The following is an 18594-nucleotide window of genomic DNA, read 5'->3' as shown; positions in this document are numbered from 1 at the left end:
TTACTCGGCGTCCTGGTAGGGCGAGCCGCCCGTGACGTTGTCGCCGCGGTTGGCGTTGGGCCTGGGCTGACGCGCGGGCTTGTCGCCGTACTTCTCCTTGACGCGCAGGGCGTGCGTCGGCGGCTTGGCGGTCTCCGGGTCCTGGCGCGACTCGATCTCCTTGCGCAGCACCGGAACCACCTCCTCGCCCAGCAGGTCGAGCTGGTTCAGCACGGTTTTCAACGGAAGTCCCGCGTGGTCCATCAGGAACATCTGGCGCTGGTAGTCGCCGAAGTGCTCGCGGAAGGTCAGCGTCTTGTCGATGACCTCCTGCGGGCTGCCGACCGACAGAGGCGTCATCTCCATGAAGTCCTCCATCTTCGGGCCGTGCCCGTAGACCGGGGCCTCGTTGAAGTACGGGCGGAACTCCTTGATCGCGTCCTGCGACCGCTTGGCGATGTACGCCTGACCACCCAGGCCGACGACGGCCTGCTTCTCCGTGCCGTGGCCGTAGTGCGCGTACCGCTGGCGGTAGAACTTGATCAGGCGCATGTAGTGCTCTTTCGGCCAGAAGATGTTGTTCGCGAAGAAGCCGTCGCCGTAGTAGGCGGCCTGCTCCGCGATCTCCGGCGTGCGGATCGAGCCGTGCCACACGAACGGCGGCACGTCGTCCAACGGCCGTGGCGTGGAGGTGAAGCCCTGCAACGGCGTGCGGAACTTCCCTTCCCAGTCCACGACGTCCTCGCGCCACAACCGGTGCAGGAGGTTGTAGTTCTCCAGCGCCAGCGGCAGGCTCTGCCGGATGTCCTGACCGAACCACGGGTAGACCGGCGCGGTGTTGCCGCGGCCCAGCATCAGGTCCATGCGGCCCTTGGCCAGGTGCTGCAGCATCGCGTACTCCTCCGCGATGCGCACCGGGTCGTTGGTGGTGATCAGCGTCGTCGCGGTGCTGACGATCAGCTTCTTCGTCTTCGCCGCGATGTGGGCGAGCAGCGTGGTGGGCGCGGACGAGAAGAACGGCGGGTTGTGGTGCTCGCCGATCGCGAACACGTCGAGCCCGACCTCCTCGGCCTTCTCCGCGATCTGGACGATGGCGTCGATGCGCTCGGCCTCGCTGGGGGTTTCGCCGCTGACCGGGTCCCTGGTGATGTCGCTCACCGAGAACACTCCGAACTGCACGGTCCCCGCCTCCTTCGATCTGAGTTCCATGCGTTTGCATCTACCTTAACGCACGGGCGGGCGAGCTATTCCCATTACGCTGATCACATGCTTGAGGTGCGGGACGTCCGCAAGAGCTACGGCGACGACCCCGTGTTCTCGGCACTGACGTTCACCGCGGGGGCGGGGGAAGCGGTCGCCGTCGTCGGCAGCAACGGCTCCGGCAAGTCGACGCTGCTGAAGTGCCTGGTCGGGGCCGAGCCGCAGGACAGCGGTGAGGTGCTGGTCGACGGCGTGCCGCGCGACGAGGCCTCCGCGTCGTTCCGGGCCCTGACCGCCTCGCTGCTCGACGACGCGGACTACTTCCCGGACGTGTCGGTGGTCGAGCACCTGCGGCTGCTGGCGTGGCTGCACGGCACCCCGGAGCCGGAACGCGCGGTGCTCGACGTGCTGGGGGAGCTGGGGCTGGACGTGGTGAGGGACAAGCTGCCACCGACGTTGTCCAGCGGGCAGCGGCACCGCCTGGGGCTCGCCTCGTGCTTCGTGCGGCCGCACGGCCTGCTGGTGCTGGACGAACCGGAACAGCGGCTCGACGTGCAGGGGCGGACGTGGCTGCGGGAGCGGCTCGAAGCGGAGAAGGCGGCCGGGGTGGCCGTGGTGTTCGCGTCGCACGACCAGGAGCTCGTCGAGGCGGTCGCCGACCGCAGCGTGACGCTGTGACGCCATCAGCCGCGGAGGTCCGCCGAAGGGTGCGGCGGCCTCCTCCGCCGTGGCGGTTCCGGCTCGCCCGCCTGTACGAGAGGCTCGTGAACACCGCGATCGTCGGTGCGATCGGGTGGGGACTCGCGTTCAAGGGCCTGGAGAAGACCGGGCGGTCCGGCGCGAGCGAGTGGACCGCGCTGTGGCTCTCGGTGCTGGCGGCGGTGGTGCTGCTCAAGGTCCTGCTGGCGTTCGGGCCGGTGTTCGCGGGGCGGGACCGGATGTTCTGGGTGCTGAGCGCGCCGGTGGACCGGGCCGCGCTGCTGCTTCCCCGTTTCCTCGGACTGCTCGGCCTCGGTGCGGTGCTGGGCGCGGTCTGGCCCGCCGCGGTGTTCGGGGTCGTCGGAGCGGCCTCACCACCAGGACCGCTGCTGTTCGCGGGATCCGCGGCGGCCGGGGTCGCGATCGCTGCGGGTGCGGTGGTTCTGCAACGGATGCGGCCCTCGCAGTCGTGGCTGAGCGTGTTCGCCGGTGCCTGCGTGATCGCGTTGTTCTGGCGCCCCTTGGAGTTCGCTGTTCCCCACGCGGTCTGGCTCGCCCCGGTGGCGGTGCTGCTCGTCCTGGTCGCGGCTCTGTCGCTGCGGCGGCTCGACAGAGCCGACCTGGCCGCCGGAGCGCACCTCGCCGCGGCGGTGCGGGTGTCGGTCAGCTGGCTCGATCTGGCTCTGCTGGGCGCGATCCTGACCGAACGCCGGGCGCGGCTGCTCGGCCGCGTGCGCTCGGCCCGGTTGCGGGGATCGCGGCTGACCGTGCTGGTGTGGACGGATGTGCTCCGGGTGCGGCGGGCGCCGAACGCGCTGCTGGTCTGGGCCGGGCTGCTGCCGTTGCCCGCGTTGGTGGCACTGGGCGGGGAGGTCGACTGGGTGCCCGCGGTGCATCTGGTCGCCGCGTTCGTCGCCACGGATCGGCTGGCTGCCGGGCTCAAAGCCGTGTGCCGGTCCGCGGCGATCCGCAGGATGCTCGGTGGGCCGGACCGGTTGTCGCGGCTGACGCACCTGGTCGTGCCCGCCGGCGGTGCGGTGGTGTGGTGCGCGATCACTGCGTCGTTCACGCCGCACGTCTCCTGGCTCACCGCAGTGGTGTCGGCGATCGGGGCGGTCGTCGTGGTGTACCGGATCTCGACCCGCCCGCCGCTCGACTACGGAGTGGCCGCGATCGACTTCGGGGTGCTCGGGCCGGTTCCGCTGGGACTGGTCGTGCAGCTGGGCCGGGGGCCGGTGCTGCTGTATTTGTTGTGCGTGTTGCAGGTGATCCTCGGCTAAGGTCAGCGCCCTCGAAGAGGGGGAGATCATGTATGCGGGCGAGTTCGAGTTACACCTGACCGGCTCGGAGTGGCAGGTCGACGAGCTGCGGGAGTTCGCCGGGCGCCACGGGCTCAAGTTCACGCACATCGAGCTGGCGCGGGGTGACGTGCCGTCGCAGCCGATGCTCACGATCGGTGCCAAGGGCACGATCGACGAGGTCAGGGCGGTCGCCGACGGCTGGCGCGCGAAGATGTTCGAGGCCGAGCTGCACCTGGTGCGGGTGAAGATCGAGGCGGCGCCGTGGAACGAGGGCGTGCCGCAGAACGACGACGACGCCGATCCCGGCCTCTACTTCGAGCACCACGTGAAGTTGCGTCTGCAGGGGTCGTGGCGCGACTACTACATGGGTCTCTACAAGGCGATGGACTCGCACGACGCCCATGTCTCCCGCAACGCGCGCCGCATCAGCGAGGACGGCACGGAGGAACGGTTCGTCACGCAGCGCTGCTTCGGCGTGGGCAGGTCCACGGCGAAACAGCGGTTGGACGCGCTGCTCGAAGACCTGAACGCGTTCGAGGCGCTGGAGGTCGAGGAGGAGTACGTCGTCGAGGACGACGCACTGCACATCGACAACGGCTGGATCCACGGCGAGACCGGCCTCAGCCACGACGAACGCCTGCGCCGGGCACCGCGCTGGGTGCGGGGCTTTCCCCCGACCTTTCACCCGCTCGACATCAAGCCGGGCCAGGACATCACGCAACGCGCGGTGTTCGACCCCGCCCTCAAGCAGTTCTCCCACGCCTTCCGCGGCGGCGAACCGAGGTTCGGCGACCCGGCGGAGGGAGCACGGTGGCTCGACGCGCGCAGGAAGGCGATGGCGCACGTCCTGAACCTGATCGGGAGCTCGGACTGGGCCGAGAACCTGGTGCTGCGCGGCAGCGTCGTGATGCGGGCGTGGTTCGGCGACGTCGCGCGGGAGCCCGGCGACCTCGACTTCGTGGTCACCCCGCGGTACATCACCTTCGAGAGCCCGAGGGCGCAGCAGCTCATCGACGACATCGTCGAGGCCGTGGCGGACGATCCCGGGCCCGGCGTGTGGGCGAGCGGGGCCGAGACCTCGCACATCTGGACGTACGAACGGGTGCCAGGACGGCGGATCGTGTTCCCGTTCACCGTGGACGGCCTGCCCGACGGTGCGGTCCAGATCGACCTGGTGTTCAACGAGGAACTGCCGATCGCGCCGGAGCCCGTGGAGGTCGCCGGCACGATCCTGCTCGCCGCCGGTCAGGAGCTGTCGCTCGCCTGGAAGCTCCAGTGGCTCGTGACGGACAGCTACCCGCAGGCCAAGGACCTCTACGACGCGGCGCTGCTCGCGGAACGCACCACCGTGAACACCGGTCTCGTGATCGAGCTCCTGGAACCCGAACTGGGTGAGCGTGCGCTGGACTTCGACCGGAAGTCCTTGCTCTCGCTCGACCACGTCGACTGGGACAACGCACCGTCCGAGCTGCCGGTCACCAAGGCCGACGAACCGGCTCTGCTGCAACGGATCGCGGCGTCCCTACGCTGACAGCAGCGAGGCGACGCGTTCCGCGGTGGCCACGGTGGACTGCGGGTTCTGGCCCGTCACGAGCGTGCCGTCCACGACGACCGTGCTCGACCACGGCTCACCCGTGGTCACGCGTCCGCCGAGCTCCGCCAGCCGGTCGGCGACGAGGTAGGGGACGTTCAGGCCGCCCTGGCGCTCCTCCTCGTTGCTGAACACCGTCATCTCCTTGCCGGCGAACACGAACGTGCCGTCCGCGCGGACCGCGCTCAGCAGGCCGGCCGGTCCGTGGCAGAGCGCCGCGACGACCTTGCCGCCGTCGTGGAAGTCCGCCAGCAACGCGCCCAGTGCCGGGTCGGACGCGAGGTCCGCCATCGGCCCGTGCCCGCCGGGCAGGTAGATCGCGTCGAAGCCGGCGGCGTCCAGCTCGGACAGCGTCGCGGGCGCGCGCAGGTCCTCCAGTGAGGTGACGGCGTCGTCGAACCGGCCGTCCAGGCTCGCCTTGTCGACCGTCGGCAGGACACCGCCGGGCGTCGCCAGGGTGACCTCGACGCCGGCTTCCCGCAGCACGCGCACCGACTCGACGACCTCCTCGGCCCAGAACCCCGTGGGGTGGCTCGTGCCGTCCGCCAGAGTCAGCGAGTCGGCGGCGGACACGACCATCAGCAGCTTCTTCATGTCAGCCATACCATCACGAATTCGCGGGACGTGTCGGCTGAGCCATAAGCTGCCTTATGGCTGAGAAGTTGACAGACCTCGATCTGCTCGCGACGTTCCTCGAGATCTACCGCGGCGGCTCGATCACGGCCGCGGCGAACAGGCGCGGACTCACCCAGCCCGCCGTGAGCGGTCAGCTCGCCAGGCTGGAGAGGGAGCTCGGCGAACCGCTGTTCCTCCGCGGCGGCCGCGGGGTCACGCCCACGGCCAGGGCCGACGAGCTCGCGCGCCGCGTCGGGTCGCACATCGACCAGCTCAGAACCGCTCTCGACCCCGCGCCCGCCGTCGAGGCCACGGTGCGGGTCGGGGGAGCCACCGAGTTCATGACGGTCCGCGGGCTGGCCGCGCTCGCTCCGCTGACCCGGCGCGGTCTCCGGTTCGAGATCACGCTGGGCCTCGCGAACGATCTCCTCACCGCGCTCAGGACGGACGGACTCGACGTCGTGCTGTCCGCCGTCCGGCCAGGCGAGGACTTCACCGCGACACCGTTGACGGACGAGGAGTTCCTGCTGGTCGGGCCGCCGTTGCTGGCCAGGACCGTCGACCAGGAGCTGCTCGCGCGAGACCCGGCGCGAGCGCTCGAACACCTGCCGCTGGTCGCCTACTCCGCCGACCTGCCGATCATCCGGCGGTACTGGCGCAGCGAGTTCGGCGAGCGCCCGAAGAACCCGACCGCCGTCGTCGTGCCGGACCTGCGCGCGGCCCTGGCCGCGGTGATCGCCGGTGCGGGCGTGTCGGCACTGCCGCGCTACCTCACCGAGTCCGCGCTCACCGCCGGTGCCGTCGAGCTGCTGCACCACCCGGAGGTCGCGCCGCTCAACACCCTCTACGTCGTGACGCGGGGAGCCACGACTCCGGCCACGGACCTCGTGGTGGAGCACCTCAGGTCACGCGACTGGGGCGTGCTTTAGACGCTGCGAAGCACCGAGACGACGATGCCGAGGATCACGGCCTTGTCGCCGTCGATCACCGGGTAGTCGGGGTTGCGCGGTTCGAGGTACACGTGGCCGCCCCGGCGCTGGTACACCTTGACCGTCGCCTCCTCCTCGATCATGGCGGCGACGATCTGCCCGTTGTAGGCCTCGTGCGTCTGCCGCACCACGACCATGTCGCCGTCGCAGATCGCGGCGTCGATCATCGAGTCACCGCGCACGCGCAGCGCGAACACGTTGCTGCCGCGCCCCACCAGCCCGCGCGGCAGGTTCAGCACGTCGTCCACGTGCTCGACGGCGGAGATCGGCGTGCCGGCGGCGATGTCACCGACGACGGGCACGGAGATCGAGTCCTCGGAGACCTGGCCGGGCACCGCCGTCCCGTCCAGGAAGACCCGCACGTCCATCGGCCGCGTCACGGAGGCGCCGCGCTTGAGGAAACCCTTGTCCTCCAACGCCGACAGGTGCTTCGACACGCTGGACGAGGATTTCAGCCCGACCGCCTCGCCGATCTCGCGGGTGCTGGGGGAGTAGCCGTGCTCGACGACCCAGTCGCGGATGGCGAGGAGGATCTTCTGCTGGCGTTCCGGCAGCACCGTCGTGTCGAGCTCAAGATCGTCGTAGGCGGTCACCGGGCAGATAGTAGTAATCCGGTTGCCGGACACGATCGGGTGGTCGTTTGATCACGGCATGAGCTCATTCTGGGTGGGGAACCTCGTACGGCTCCGCGGCGTGGAACCGGAGGACTGGGAGGTCTTCCACGGCTTCGACGAGAACAGCGTGGACATGCGGCGGATGGACAAGATCTACCCGCCGCGCTCGGCCGCGAGGCAACGCGAGTGGGCCGAGCAGGCAGCGCTCGAGAAGCCGGACGGCGACAAGTTCCAGCTCGCGATCGAGTCACTGGCCGACGGCGCGCTCGTGGGGTCGGTGTCGACGGCGCTGATCGACCACCGCGCGGGACGGTTCTCGTACGGCATCGCCGTCTGCGGTGACCACAAAGGACGCGGCTACGGGTCGGACGCGGTGCCGCTGCTGCTGAACTTCATGTTCGGCGAGCGGCGGTTCCACAAGTGCGAGGCGAGCGTGTGGGCGTACAACGAGCCCTCTCTCGCGTTCCAGCGCAAGCTCGGTTTCACCGAAGAGGGAAGGCTGCGCGATCACGAGTTCCACGCGGGTCGGCATCACGACGTGGTGCTGTTCGGGATGACGGCGTCCGAGTTCGCCGCACGGCACCCGTTCCCGCGCGAGATCTGAGCTCAGCCTCCACCATGTGGCGGTGAGCACACGCCGGGAACGCTCCTGGGGCCTGCGGCCAGGTAGGGGTGTGCGAAGCGACGTGGCGCCAGTGGCGCTGACACCCGAAGAAGCGCCCGCCGTGCTCGATGAGGCAGCGCTGCTCACCCTGTACGAGTCGACGGCCGAGCGGTTGCACCGTTACGTGGCCAGACGGGTCGGTGCCGACACCGCGCAGGACGTCGTGTCCGAGGCGTTCCTGGTGCTGTGGGACCAACGCGCGGGACAGTCCTATGAGGCCGATGCCGTGCGTGCGTGGCTTTACGGCGTGGCGACGAATCTGCTGCGCGGGCACGTGCGCGCGGAGGAACGCAAGTTGCGTGCGTGGAGCAAGGCTCACGCCGCGCGCACCGACGAGGCCGACATCGGTGACCGGGTGAGTGCCGCGGCGGACGCGGACGTGCTCGCGGGACCTCTCACCGCCTGGCTCGCCGAACTGCGCGTCGAGGAACGCGAGGTGCTGCTGCTGCACGCGTGGGCGGACTTCGCGCCCGCCGAGATCGCCGTGGCGCTCGACGTCCCGGTGGCCACCGTGCGCACCAGGCTGCACCGCGGCCGCTCCCGGCTCCGCACCCGTCTCGCCGCGACCGACCACGACTTCACCGAGGACCGCCATGTCTGAGCCGACCAAGCCCGAGACCCTCGACCGGGTGCTCGACGCCGTGCTGGCCCGTGCCGCCGACGAGCCCGTCGACTTCGACGTCGCCGCGGGCAGGACCGCGTTGGCCACGGCGCTCAAGGCTCGTGCGGAGGAACCCGCGGAGGTGCCCGCCGCCGTCGGAGCGGGGCGCCGGCCGCGTCGTCGCACTCGATGGCTCGCCGCCGCGGCCGCCGTCGCCGTGCTGACCGGTGGTGCCCTGGTCGCGTCGACCGTCGACCTCACCGGTGTCGGCAGCAACTCCGCGACCGCCGCCGAGGAGCTGATCCGTGCCGCGGACCTCGCCTCCCGTGTCGTCGAACGGCCGCTGTCGCCCGGTCAGTACCGCTACGTGCGCAGCCGGTACGCCGGCATCACCGTGGAGCTCGGCTCGACCAAGGCGTGGTCGAGCGAGCAGACCACCGAGCAGTGGATTCCCGCCGACCGCCGCGACGAGTGGCTGATCAAGTTCAGCGTGAAGGCTCCGGAGTGGCTGGACGGTCACGAGGGCGACGGCACGCCGGACGGTGGCCGGTTCAAGGACGGCCAGGAGTTCCGCGGCAAGTGCGGCAAGTACTCCTACTACGCCGAGGGTCAGCAGGACCGCTGCACCGCGGGTTCCTTCTCGAACCCCACGCCGGAGTTCATCGCGTCGCTGCCGAAGGACCCGAAGGAGCTGTACGCCACGCTCAAGGAAGAGGGGCACACCGACGACTCCGGTGTGCTGACGTCGGCTCGTGCGGCACTGCAGTCGGGTCAGTTCCCGGCGGAGGTGCGGGCGAACATCTTCCGCGCGCTCGCGTTGCTGCCCGGCCTGGTCGTCACCGACAAGAAGGCGAACCTCGACGGCAAGGAAGGCGTCGCGCTGGGCATCAAGTCCTACGACAACTTCACCGAGATCATCGTCGACCCGGAGAACGGTGACTTCATCGGCGGCAGGGACACCGTCGCCGAGGACCAGCCGGACGACGAGGGCGGGCTGGAGAAGGGCACGGTCCGCCAGTCCTACGCCGTGACCTCGGCGGTCGTGGACTCGCTCGGCGCCCGTCCGTAAGTTAGGCGCGTGCCCAAGTCAGCCGACCGCGGTCGCCGCACCCGTGAACAGCTCCTCGACGCCGCCGCCGGCCTGGTGGGCGAGGTCGGCTGGGGTGCGGTGACCACGCGGCTGGTCGCCGAACGGGCGGGCGTCAACGCGGCGCTCGTGCACTACCACTTCTCCTCGGTGCAGGAGCTGTTGTCGACGGCCGCCCTGCAGTTCGCCGCGAAGGCGCTGGAGGAGTCGGCGCGGGCGCTGTCGCTCGCGGACCCCGCCGACGGCATCGAGCGGATGCTGGAGGAGCTGGCGCGCTACACCGGCACGGACCCCGAGTCGTTGCTGCTGGCCGAGGCGTTCCTGGCCGCGCACCGGCTTCCCGCGCTGCGGGCCGGACTGTCGTCGCTGGTCGCGGAGTTCCGGAAACGTGTGGCGGACTGGTTGCGTGCGGCGGACGTTCGCGACGCTGAGGCGGTGGCGTTGTTGTTGGGAGCGGCCATCGACGGGTTGGTGCTGCACCGCGCGTTGGACGAGTCAGTCGACTTCCGCGTGGTCGCGGCCCCGTTCCGGCGTCTCGTCGCGGGCTGACCAGCGCGGTTCGCCACCGGCCTCGGTGAACGCGGTCAGCGCCTCGACCAGGCCGTGCCGCAGGTGTTCCGGCATGCGGGCCACGATCGAGCTGATCTCGGCACGCCGGCGCGCCATCACCTGGCCGACGACCCGGCGGCCCTCCTCGCTGGCCACCACCACGACCTCGCGTTTGCTGGAGGGGTTCTGCTCGCGGTCGACCATGCCGGACGTGATCAGCCGGTCGATCATGCGCTTGGCCGTGGACGGGTTGACCTCGAGCAGGTCGGCGAGCGCGGTGAGGCTCATCGGACCGCGGTCCTCCAGCAGCACGACCATTCTGAACTGCGGCAACGTCAGCGTTTCCTCGACCGCCGCGAGCGAGCGCGCTGACACGGCGATCAGCAGGCGGGACGCGGTGAGGACCGCGTCGGTCAGGTCGTCGACATCGCTCACCCGTCAGTTCTACAGGCCCCGCTTTTGGTAACGAACCGATAACCATTGCACTGTGCAACGGTCGGCGCTTCCCGCTCCGTCCGTACCTCCCGGCATGCGGATACTCCTCGTCGCACTGCTGATGGTGTTGCTCGGCTCCCCGTCCGCGTTCGCGCAGCCGGACCTGGGCCCCGACTACGTCCAGACCCAGTTCGGACCCATGGGACCGGCCGGGCGCGACCTGTTGCAGAAGGTGGCGCTCGCCGGGTTGTGGGAAGGCCCCGCCGGGCGGATGGGCCTGGAGAAGTCGGCCAACCCGCTGGTGCAGGAGGCCGGCCGGCACCTGATCGAAGGTCACGCCGACCTGGACCGGCGGACCGTCCAGCTCGCCCGCACGCTGGGCGTGGACCTCCCCACACAGCCCAACGCCGACCAGCAGGGCTGGTTGAACGAGATGCAGGCCGCGCCCGCGCGCAGTGCCGAGTTCGACAAGGTCTTCGCGAACCGGCTGCGCGCCGCGCACGGCGGCGTCTACAAGTTCCTGGCCACCGTGCGCACCGGCACACGCAACACCGCGATCCGCGACTACGCCAAGGTCTGCATGGACACCGTGCTCGACCACATGACGGTGCTCGAAGCGACCGGGATGGTCGACTTCGCCGACACGAAGGCGATCCCGTTGGCGCTGGTGGCGCAACCTTCCTCTGCCGCTCCCGCGACACCTCCTCGTCAGGCGCCGGTCGTCAGTCAGAACACCTCGCAGCCGCAACAGCAGCAGGACATCGGCGGCGTCCCGGACGGTCTGATCGGCCTGGGTGTGCTGGTGGCGTCGGCGATCGCGATCTGGCTGTGGAGCGGAGGGCGGAGCAGTCGCAAAATGCACCCGTGATGCTAGATTGGGCATATGCCTAAGTCGGACGCCCAACGAGCGTTGGTGGTGGGAGCGGGAGTAGCCGGGCTGGCGACGGCGTGGTGGCTGGAACGTGCCGGGTGGGACGTCCTGGTCGTGGAGAGGGCGTCGTCGTTCCGCGCGGGCGGCTACATGATCGATTTCTTCGGCCCCGGTCACGAGGTGGCGCGCCGCATGGGCCTGCTGCCGGCCCTGGAGGCCCGGCGAGCCCCCATCTCGTCGGTGACCAGCGTGGACGCCCGCGGCCGCTCGCGCGCCACGATCTCCGCCGAGGCGTACGAGTCGGTCGCGTCCGGGGTGATCAGCCTCCTCCGCGGCGACCTGGCGTCGGTGATCCGGGACGACGTGCGGGCTTCGATCCGGTACGGCACAACGGTTTCTGCGATCGACGACGGTGTCGTGACGTTCTCGGACGGTTCGGTGGACGCCTTCGACCTGGTCGTGGGTGCGGACGGGGTGCACTCGCGGGTCCGTGAGCTGGTGTTCGGCCCGTCGGCGCAGTTCGTGCGGTATCTCGGGCACCACACGGCGGCGTTCTCGGTCCAGGACACCGCGCTGAGCGCCCGGATCGGCTACCGCTACCAGATGCTGACCGTGCCGCACCGGATGATCGGCTGCTACGCCGTGCGCGACGGTGCGATGGCGGCGCTGATGCTGTACCGATCCCCGTCGCAGACCTTGCCGGCGGACCCGGCGGCGGCGCTGCGCGACCGGTTCGGCGACCTCGGCTGGGTGGCGCCGTCGTTGCTCTCCGTTGTGCCGGACGACATCTACTACGACGAGGTGTCCCAAGTGGACATGCCGGTGTGGCACCGCGGCAAGGTCGTCCTGGTGGGTGACGCGTGCGGGGCGGTGTCGCTGTTCGCGGGGCACGGCGCGTCGCTCGCGATGACGGGCGCCTGTGTTCTGGCGGAGGAGCTTTCCAGTGGCTTCGAGGGCGCGTTCGGCCGCTACCAGGCGCGGATGAAGCCCGCCGTGGAGCACACCCAGGAGTTCGGGCGGCGGTTCATCGGCTGGATGGCGCCGTCGTCGCGGTGGCGGATCTCGTTGCGCGACCTGGCTTTCCGGCTGTCGGGGCTGCCGGTGGTGCGGGGGTTGATCCGCGGCTCGGTGATGCCGGACGTCGAGGGCGTGCTCACACCTGCTTGAGCGAGTCGTAGTTCTCGCGGTTCACCAGCACCTCGGCGATGTGCTCCTCCGCCCACCGGCACAACGCCAGCAACGGCTCGTGCAGTGTGAGCCCGAGCGGCGTCAGCTCGTACTCCACCCGCGGCGGGACCTCGGCGTGCACGTGCCGCGTCACCAGCCCGTCGCGCTCCAGGTCCCTGAGCGTCTCCGTCAGCACCTTGCCGCTGATGCCCTCGAGCCGCGTCTTCAGGTCACCGAACCGCAGACGTCCGTTGCCCAGCACCGACACTGCCATCGCCGTCCACTTGTTGGCGATGCGGGCGAGGCTTGTGCGGGAGGGGCAGGTCGACGCCAGCACGTTCCAGTGGTCCGGCGAGACCAAGGGCTGTGACATGGCGAACATCCGTCCATTAGTTACGTTGAGGTAATTGGTTACTAAAGGTGAGCATAGGGCAACACCAGCGAAAAGGAGAAACCATGACCACCCCGCTCGCCGTCATCACCACCTACTTCGAGGCTCTCGAGTCCGGTGACTTCGCCACCGTCGCCGCCCAGTTCGCCGACGACGTCGTGTGGCACCAGCCGGGCGACAACCAGTTCTCCGGCGTGCACCGCGGCAGCGAGGCCGTCGGCGCGATGATCGGCGGCATGATGAGCGTGTCCGAGGGCACCTTTTCGTTGCGGCGCAACGCTCCGTTGATGGTGAACGGTGACGTCGTCGCGGCGTCCGTGCAGTGGAGCGGCAAGCGTTCCGGGGCCGAGATGGACGGGGTCGGCGTCGACGTGATGCGCGTCGACGGCGGCAAGGTGGCGGAGGTGTGGCTGTTCACCGCCGACCCCGCCGAAGAGGACGCGTTCTGGGGGCCGAGCGGCTCGAAGTCGTAACGCTGCCGCATGTCTGCCACCCGTTCGGGCTAGATCACGACAGACTGTGCGGCGTGGAACGGGAACGCAGGTGGGCGGACAAGGGTGAGGCCATCGGGCACGGCATCAGCTGGCTCGCGCGGTGGAGTCTGCGGACGGCGCTGGCCGTGCTCGGCTTGTGGATGGTGTTCTGGCTGATCGGGCAGCTGTGGGTGGTCGTCATGCCCGTGCTGCTCGGCCTGCTGATCACCACGGTGCTGTGGCCGCCCGCCCGGTGGCTCATGTCGAAGGGGCTGAACTCGGCACTGGCGGCGTCGATCGTGCTGGTCCTGGGGCTCGCGGTGCTGGTCGGTGTGATCGCGGCGATCTCGTCGTCGATCGCGTCCGGTGTGCCGGAGATCGCGGAGAGCGCGCAGGACGCCATCACGCAGCTGCAGAACTGGGCCGGTGGGCCGCCGCTCAACCTGCGCGACACCGACCTCGACCGGCTGATCGCCCAGGGCGTCGACCAGCTCAGGTCGAGCATCGGGTCGATCGCCAGCGGGCTGCTCACCGGGGCGGGCGCGGTGACGTCCGGCGTCGTGACCGGGCTGGTCGCGCTGCTGCTGGCGTTCTTCTTCGTCAAGGACGGCGCCCGGTTCACGCCGTGGCTGCGCGGCGTGATCGGTGAGCGCGCGGGCGGCCACGTCACCACCGTGCTGGAGCGGGTCTGGGTCACGCTCGGCAGCTTCATCCGCAGCCAGGCCGTCGTGTCGCTGATCGACGCGGTCTTCATCGGCCTCGGACTGGTCATCCTCGGCGTCCCGCTCGCGATTCCGCTGGCGGCGCTCACGTTCCTCGGCGGCTTCATCCCGATCGTCGGCGCGTTCATCGCCGGCGCGCTGGCCGTGCTGGTCGCGTTGGTCAGCAACGGCCTGACCACGGCGATCATCATGCTGGTGATCGTCATCGTGGTGCAGCAGGTCGAGGGCAACGTGCTGCAGCCCATCCTGCAGTCGCGCAGCCTGCGCCTGCACGCGGCGGTCGTGCTGCTCGTGGTCACCGCGGGCACGTCGCTGTACGGCATCGCGGGCGCGTTCTTCTCCGTACCGGTTGCCGCGGCGGTGGCCGTCGTGGTGCGCTACCTGGGTGAGGTCATCGAGGCCAGGTCAGTGCCCGTAATGGATACGTCACAACTCGACGGGGATGAACCGGCAGAGACCGAACGTTCTCCTGAATGAACACCGAACAGAGGAGAACCACTGTGACGGAGAAGGCTGTTCTCGCGGGCGGCTGCTTCTGGGGCATGCAGGACCTGTTCCGCCGCCACCCCGGAGTCGTCTCCACCCGCGTCGGCTACACCGGCGACCCCAGCACGCCCAACGCCACGTACCGCCGCCACGGCAACCACGCCGAGGCGATCGAGATCGTGTTCGATCCGGCCCGGCTGAGCTACCGGCAGATCCTGGAGTTCTTCTTCCAGATCCACGACCCGTCGACCCGCAACCGCCAGGGCAACGACATCGGCGCCAGCTACCGTTCGGCGATCTTCTACACCGACGACGCGCAGAAGCAGGTCGCGGAGGAGACGATCGCGGACGTCGACGCCTCCGGGAAGTGGCCGGGCAAGGTCGTCACCGAGGTGACGCAGGCAACGGACTTCTGGGAGGCCGAGCCGGAGCACCAGGACTACCTGGAGCGGTACCCCAACGGTTACACGTGCCACTACGTGAGGCCGGAATGGCAGCTCGGCGAGAGGTAGAGATCGTCGCGCTGCACGTCTCACCCGTGCACGCCTACGAGGGCCGTCCGTCGGACGGCCCTCGTCCCGATCCCGGGCCCGTTTCGCGTGACCACGTGGAACTGCGGGCGGGGCTGGGCATCGTCGGCGACCGGTACTTCAACCACTCCGCCCACCGCAACGCGGCGGTCACGGTGATCGCGGCCGAGTCGCTCGACCCGTGGCCGGTGGACCCGCTGGTGGCACGGCGCAACGTGGTCGTGCGCGGGTTCGACGTCGACTCCCTCGCTCGTGGCACGGTGTTCAGCCTCGACACCGGTGACGGGCCGGTGCGGTTCGAGGTCCACCGGCCGGCGAACCCGTGTGCCTGGATGGACGCGGTCATCGCGCCCGGCGCGTTCAAGGCGTTGCGGGGCAAGGGCGGCATCCGCTGCGTGCCGCTCGACGACGGGGTGCTGCGCGCCGGCGTCGCCGCGTTGACCATAGTGGGCGCATGAAGTGGTTGCGCCGCAAGCCAACGATCATCACCGCGGTCGGTCTCGTCGTGGTGCTCACCGCCGCCGTCGGCCTGTGGAACGTCAGCAGCTCCCGCACCTTCCAGTTCTTCGGTGAACTGGTCGACCGCGTCGAGACCACCGACAAGATCGTCGCGCTGACGTTCGACGACGGCCCCGACCCCGCCGGCGCCCAACAGGTCCTCGACACCCTGGCAGCGGAACAGGTCCAGGCCACGTTCTTCCTCATGGGCCGCGACCTCGCGAAGCACCCCGACCTCGGCCGCAAGATCGCGCAGGCCGGGCACGAGATCGGCAACCACACGTACAACCACCAGCGGATGGTCGGCGTGCTGCCCTCCACAGCGGCCAGGGAGATCGAGGACACCGACGCGAAGATCCGCGAGACCGGCTACCGCGGCGACATCCACTTCCGGCCGCCCAACGGCAAGAAGCTCTTCGCGTTGCCGCACTACCTCAGCGAGCACGGCCGCAAGACGATCATGTGGGACGTGGAACCCGACTCCGAGGGCACGCCGTCCGCGCAGAAGATCGAGCAGGACGTCCTTCGGCAGACCAAGCCGGGTTCGATCATCCTGCTGCACCCCATGTACGCGAGCCGCGACCAGACGCGGCGGGCCCTGAAGCCGATCATCCAGAAGCTGAAGGAACGCGGTTTCCGGTTCGTGACCGTGTCCGCGCTCCTCGCCGCTGGCTAGATGTACTGCTAGATCAGGTCTGCGAATTCCACTCGGCGCAGGAACTCGCTGCGCACCCGGTCCGCCACAGTGTCCGCGTTGTTCATGGCCGTCAGATCAGGTCCGCGAGTTCCACTCGGCGCAGGAACTCGCTGCGCACCCGGTCCGCAACCTTGTTCACGACCTCCGCGCCGTCGTCGGACGGGTCGACGTGTACGCGGAACGGCGGCTTCGAAGCATTCACGACGTCCACGATTGCTTCAGCTACGGCTGAAACAGAGGCCCAGGCGGGCTCCAGCTCGGCGAGACGGGCGCCGACCTGGTCCATGAGGCCGGGATAGAGCTCCTCGTAGGCGGCGGCGACCTCGTCGTCGGCCGGGCTGCCGCTGTGCGCGAAGTGGTTGGTGCCGTGGGTGAACGCGCCCGGCACGACGATCGTGGTCTCGATGCCGAACCGCAGCAGCTCCGCGCGGTAGGAGACCGCGACCGCGTCCATCGCCGCCTTGGCCGCGAAGTACGGCGCGAGGTACGGGGGAGTGCCGCCGCGCGTCGACGAGGAACCCACCCACACGACGTGCCCGGAGCGTTGTGAGCGCAGGTGCGGCAAGGCGGCGCGGTTGACGCGTTGGGTGCCGAGGACGTTGACGTCGTACAAAGCCGCGTACTGCTCCGGTGTGAACGCCTCGGCCGGGCCGGTGACCATGTGGCCTGCGTTGTGCACGACAACGTCCAGCCGTCCCTGCTCGGCGATGATCAGCTCGATCGCCGCGTCGGCCGACGATTGCGACTGCACGTCGAGCTCGACGGCGTGGACGTCGACGCCGTTCTCGGCACCGAACGCGCCGAGCTCGGCGACGGCGGGGGCGTTGCGGCCGGTGGTCTCGCGCATGCCCGCGTAGACGGTGTGCCCGGCGCGCGCCAGTGCCCGCACCGCCAGAGCGCCGAAACCGCTGGACGCTCCCGTGACGACGATGACCTTGCCCATCAGATGATGCCTCCGTTCGCACGAATGGTCTGGCCGTTGATCCAGCGGGCCGGGCCCGCGAGGAACGAGATGACCTCGGCGATGTCGCCGGGCGAGCCGATGCGCTCGAGCGGCGCCTGCTTCGCGAGGGTGTCGATCGTGGCCGCGTCCTTGCCCTCCAGGAACAGGGCCGTGGCGGTGGGGCCGGGCGCGACGACGTTCACGGTGATGTCGCGGCCGCGCAGCTCGCGGGCGAGGATCAGCGTCAGCGCCTCGACGCCGCCCTTGGACATCGCGTAGGCGCCGTACTGGGGGAAGCGCAGACCCACGACCGACGACGAGACGTTGATGATCGCGCCGCCGTCGCGCACCCTGCGCGCGGCCTGCTGAGCCACCACGAACGTGCCGCGCCCGTTGGTGCGCTGGACCCGGTCGAACACCTCGAGGTCCATGTCCGCGACCGTGCCGAGCGGCATGATCCCGGCGGAGTTCACGACGACGTCCACGCCGCCGAAGGTCTGCTCGGCCAGGTCGAACGCGGCGGCGACGGCCACCTCGTCCGCGACGTCGGCCTGTGCGGCGACGGCCTGGCCGCCGGCCGCCCTGATGCCCTCGACGGCCGAGTCGGCCTCTGTCTTGTTGCCGGCGTACACGATGACGACGGCCGTTCCGTCCGCGGCGAGACGCTCGGCGGCTGCCCGTCCGATGCCCCTCGATCCGCCGGTGACGATCGCAACGCGAGTCATGTCGATGCTCCTAGCTGGTGTTTCCGTCGATAACGCAATCAACGTAGCACTGATATCGAATCACCGCTACCCATGATGTGTTATCGTCGTTACATGGACACGAGGGAGCGGTTGGTGAAGGCCGCGGCCGAGCTGCTGATCGACGGCGGCAAGGAGGCCGTCTCCACCCGCGCGGTGGCGTCCGCGGCGGGCGTGCAGGCGCCGACGCTGTACCGGCTGTTCGGGGACAAGGACGGCCTTCTCGACGCCGTGGCCGCCTACGGCTTCTCCGACTACCTCGCGACCAAGCACGCGATGGGCGCCAGCGACAACCCGGTCGACGACCTGCGCCGGGGCTGGGAGCTGCACATCGGCTTCGGCCTGGCGCGGCCCGCGTTCTACCTGCTGATGTACGGCGAGCCGCGCAAGCGTGAGGCGCGGCTGGAGGCGGACGCGATGCTCCGCGAGATCATCAGCCGCATCGCGGCGGTGGGCCGGTTGACGGTCCCGGTCGAGCAGGCCGCGCAGTTCGTGCACGCGGCGGGAATGGGTGTCGTGCTGTCGCTGATCGCGACGCCGGAGGAGGAACGGGATCTGGAGCTGATCACGTTCTCGCGCGAGCAGGTGATCAGGGCGATCACGACGGACGTGCTGCCGGACGAGCCGACCGACATCCCGAGCCGCGCGATCGCGTTGCGCGTGGCACTGGAGGAGGACCCGCCCCTGATGCTGTCTCCAGCGGAACGGGCCCTCCTGGCCGAATGGCTGAACCGCGTGGCCAAGTAGGC

Annotated in this window: 23 protein-coding genes; 16 read left to right on the top strand and 7 right to left on the bottom strand. The window is 69.7% G+C overall.

Features of this window, described 5'->3' with window-relative positions; translation table 11 throughout:
* Positions 1-1158, bottom strand: coding sequence for an LLM class flavin-dependent oxidoreductase (locus AOM45_RS04700; RefSeq protein WP_030472437.1), 1158 nt, complete (start codon positions 1156-1158; stop codon positions 1-3).
* Positions 1159-1245: 87 nt separating this feature from the next.
* On the opposite strand from AOM45_RS04700, the gene AOM45_RS04695 reads away from it, so the two are divergent.
* From AOM45_RS04695 to AOM45_RS04685, 3 genes are read left to right on the top strand one after another with little or no spacing between them, the layout of a single operon-like run.
* A complete protein-coding gene (locus tag AOM45_RS04695; RefSeq protein WP_030472436.1) occupies positions 1246-1857 on the top strand; it encodes an ABC transporter ATP-binding protein in 612 nt (203 codons plus the stop codon).
* On the top strand, positions 1854-3158 hold the full coding sequence (locus tag AOM45_RS04690; protein ID WP_156094300.1) for a DUF6297 family protein: 1305 nt from the start codon (positions 1854-1856) through the stop codon (positions 3156-3158). The genes AOM45_RS04695 and AOM45_RS04690 overlap by 4 nt, the downstream gene beginning before the upstream one ends.
* A 28-nt stretch (positions 3159-3186) precedes the next feature.
* Positions 3187-4710 (top strand): nucleotidyl transferase AbiEii/AbiGii toxin family protein, encoded by a 1524-nt coding sequence (locus AOM45_RS04685; protein WP_081902650.1) that lies wholly within the window; start codon positions 3187-3189, stop codon positions 4708-4710.
* Here the strand turns inward: AOM45_RS04685 and AOM45_RS04680 are convergent.
* A complete protein-coding gene (locus AOM45_RS04680; protein WP_030472433.1) occupies positions 4702-5364 on the bottom strand; it encodes a type 1 glutamine amidotransferase domain-containing protein in 663 nt (220 codons plus the stop codon). The genes AOM45_RS04685 and AOM45_RS04680 overlap by 9 nt on opposite strands.
* Positions 5365-5420: 56 nt before the next feature.
* Between AOM45_RS04680 and AOM45_RS04675 the strand changes: the two genes are divergently transcribed.
* Complete coding sequence (locus AOM45_RS04675) at positions 5421-6314, top strand: LysR family transcriptional regulator (protein WP_035913182.1); 894 nt, start codon at positions 5421-5423, stop codon at positions 6312-6314.
* Here the strand turns inward: AOM45_RS04675 and lexA are convergent.
* Positions 6311-6967, bottom strand: coding sequence for a transcriptional repressor LexA (lexA, locus tag AOM45_RS04670; protein WP_030472431.1), 657 nt, complete (start codon positions 6965-6967; stop codon positions 6311-6313). The two genes, AOM45_RS04675 and lexA, sit on opposite strands and share 4 nt — an antisense overlap.
* A gap of 58 nt (positions 6968-7025) precedes the next feature.
* Between lexA and AOM45_RS04665 the strand changes: the two genes are divergently transcribed.
* The 4 genes from AOM45_RS04665 to AOM45_RS04650 all read left to right on the top strand — a co-directional run bounded on the left by AOM45_RS04665 (position 7026) and on the right by AOM45_RS04650 (position 9889).
* The gene (locus AOM45_RS04665) at positions 7026-7592 is read left to right on the top strand and encodes a GNAT family N-acetyltransferase (RefSeq protein ID WP_030472430.1); all 567 of its coding nucleotides are present in this window, start codon (positions 7026-7028) and stop codon (positions 7590-7592) included.
* Between the two features lie 70 nt (positions 7593-7662).
* Positions 7663-8253 (top strand): RNA polymerase sigma factor, encoded by a 591-nt coding sequence (locus AOM45_RS04660; RefSeq protein WP_030472429.1) that lies wholly within the window; start codon positions 7663-7665, stop codon positions 8251-8253.
* Positions 8246-9322, top strand: coding sequence for a CU044_5270 family protein (locus AOM45_RS04655; RefSeq protein WP_030472428.1), 1077 nt, complete (start codon positions 8246-8248; stop codon positions 9320-9322). The genes AOM45_RS04660 and AOM45_RS04655 overlap by 8 nt, the downstream gene beginning before the upstream one ends.
* A gap of 9 nt (positions 9323-9331) precedes the next feature.
* Positions 9332-9889 carry a TetR/AcrR family transcriptional regulator gene (locus AOM45_RS04650; RefSeq protein ID WP_030472427.1) on the top strand — a complete coding sequence of 186 codons (558 nt, stop codon included), beginning with the start codon at positions 9332-9334 and terminating at the stop codon, positions 9887-9889.
* Here the strand turns inward: AOM45_RS04650 and AOM45_RS04645 are convergent.
* Positions 9836-10324, bottom strand: a complete 489-nt coding sequence (locus AOM45_RS04645) for a MarR family winged helix-turn-helix transcriptional regulator (RefSeq protein ID WP_030472426.1) — start codon at positions 10322-10324, stop codon at positions 9836-9838. The two genes, AOM45_RS04650 and AOM45_RS04645, sit on opposite strands and share 54 nt — an antisense overlap.
* Before the next feature lie 94 nt (positions 10325-10418).
* Here AOM45_RS04645 and AOM45_RS04640 point away from each other — a divergent pair, with 94 nt between their 5' ends.
* Complete coding sequence (locus AOM45_RS04640; RefSeq protein ID WP_051784535.1) at positions 10419-11192, top strand: DUF4142 domain-containing protein; 774 nt, start codon at positions 10419-10421, stop codon at positions 11190-11192.
* Positions 11193-11207: 15 nt separating this feature from the next.
* Entirely contained in the window at positions 11208-12362 is a 1155-nt protein-coding gene (locus AOM45_RS04635) for an FAD-dependent oxidoreductase (RefSeq protein ID WP_030472424.1), read from the top strand.
* Here the strand turns inward: AOM45_RS04635 and AOM45_RS04630 are convergent.
* On the bottom strand, positions 12349-12735 hold the full coding sequence (locus AOM45_RS04630; RefSeq protein ID WP_030472423.1) for a winged helix-turn-helix transcriptional regulator: 387 nt from the start codon (positions 12733-12735) through the stop codon (positions 12349-12351). The two genes, AOM45_RS04635 and AOM45_RS04630, sit on opposite strands and share 14 nt — an antisense overlap.
* An 83-nt stretch (positions 12736-12818) precedes the next feature.
* Here AOM45_RS04630 and AOM45_RS04625 point away from each other — a divergent pair, with 83 nt between their 5' ends.
* From AOM45_RS04625 to AOM45_RS04605, 5 genes are read left to right on the top strand one after another with little or no spacing between them, the layout of a single operon-like run.
* A complete protein-coding gene (locus tag AOM45_RS04625; protein ID WP_030472422.1) occupies positions 12819-13226 on the top strand; it encodes a nuclear transport factor 2 family protein in 408 nt (135 codons plus the stop codon).
* Between the two features lie 53 nt (positions 13227-13279).
* Entirely contained in the window at positions 13280-14425 is a 1146-nt protein-coding gene (locus tag AOM45_RS04620; protein WP_081902648.1) for an AI-2E family transporter, read from the top strand.
* A gap of 23 nt (positions 14426-14448) precedes the next feature.
* Positions 14449-14946: a peptide-methionine (S)-S-oxide reductase MsrA gene (gene msrA / locus AOM45_RS04615; protein WP_035913179.1), complete on the top strand. Its 498-nt coding sequence runs from the start codon at positions 14449-14451 to the stop codon at positions 14944-14946.
* Positions 14925-15422 (top strand): MOSC domain-containing protein, encoded by a 498-nt coding sequence (locus AOM45_RS04610; protein ID WP_030472419.1) that lies wholly within the window; start codon positions 14925-14927, stop codon positions 15420-15422. The genes msrA and AOM45_RS04610 overlap by 22 nt, the downstream gene beginning before the upstream one ends.
* Positions 15419-16138 (top strand): polysaccharide deacetylase family protein, encoded by a 720-nt coding sequence (locus AOM45_RS04605; RefSeq protein WP_030472418.1) that lies wholly within the window; start codon positions 15419-15421, stop codon positions 16136-16138. Before AOM45_RS04610 ends, AOM45_RS04605 begins: the two co-directional genes overlap by 4 nt.
* Before the next feature lie 91 nt (positions 16139-16229).
* Here the strand turns inward: AOM45_RS04605 and AOM45_RS04600 are convergent, their stop codons facing one another.
* Together AOM45_RS04600 and AOM45_RS04595 are read right to left on the bottom strand one after the other, a co-directional pair.
* Complete coding sequence (locus tag AOM45_RS04600; RefSeq protein ID WP_030472417.1) at positions 16230-17102, bottom strand: SDR family NAD(P)-dependent oxidoreductase; 873 nt, start codon at positions 17100-17102, stop codon at positions 16230-16232.
* Complete coding sequence (locus tag AOM45_RS04595; protein ID WP_030472416.1) at positions 17102-17827, bottom strand: SDR family oxidoreductase; 726 nt, start codon at positions 17825-17827, stop codon at positions 17102-17104. The genes AOM45_RS04600 and AOM45_RS04595 overlap by 1 nt, the downstream gene beginning before the upstream one ends.
* 93 nt (positions 17828-17920) lie before the next feature.
* On the opposite strand from AOM45_RS04595, the gene AOM45_RS04590 reads away from it, so the two are divergent.
* Positions 17921-18592 (top strand): TetR/AcrR family transcriptional regulator, encoded by a 672-nt coding sequence (locus AOM45_RS04590; RefSeq protein ID WP_156094298.1) that lies wholly within the window; start codon positions 17921-17923, stop codon positions 18590-18592.
* The last annotated feature ends 2 nt before the right edge of the window (positions 18593-18594 follow it).

This window comes from Lentzea aerocolonigenes, assembly GCF_000974445.1.
GTDB lineage: Bacteria > Actinomycetota > Actinomycetes > Mycobacteriales > Pseudonocardiaceae > Lentzea > Lentzea aerocolonigenes.
This window is presented reverse-complemented; position numbering and strand designations above follow the sequence as displayed.